At 72.2% G+C, this 245-nt stretch carries 1 pseudogene; it reads right to left on the reverse strand.

Annotated features, from left to right (window positions below):
* A pseudogene (locus FMEAI12_RS38675) lies at positions 1 to 245 on the reverse strand (hypothetical protein); the annotation flags it as partial.

Below are 245 nucleotides of genomic sequence, written 5' to 3' on the forward strand. Positions count from 1 at the left end.
TCGCGAGTCGTGGGAGCCGCTGTGGGCCGCCCTCGCGGAGACGGGTCTCGTGATCGCGTTCCACATCGGCAGCGAGCCCCACGACGCGTCCACCCGCAACGGCGTCTACTACCGCGGCCCCGGCGGCCCGCTCGACCTCGGCCACGGCGGTGGAGACGGTGAGGAAGGGGATCGTCGCCGCGCAGATGTAGCGGGGCGAGAACCGCTGGTACTCGATCGCCCAGTCGTTGATCGCCTGGGCGCCC

The sequence above is a fragment of the Parafrankia sp. Ea1.12 genome, assembly GCF_900465275.1.
GTDB classification, from domain to species: domain Bacteria; phylum Actinomycetota; class Actinomycetes; order Frankiales; family Frankiaceae; genus Parafrankia; species Parafrankia soli.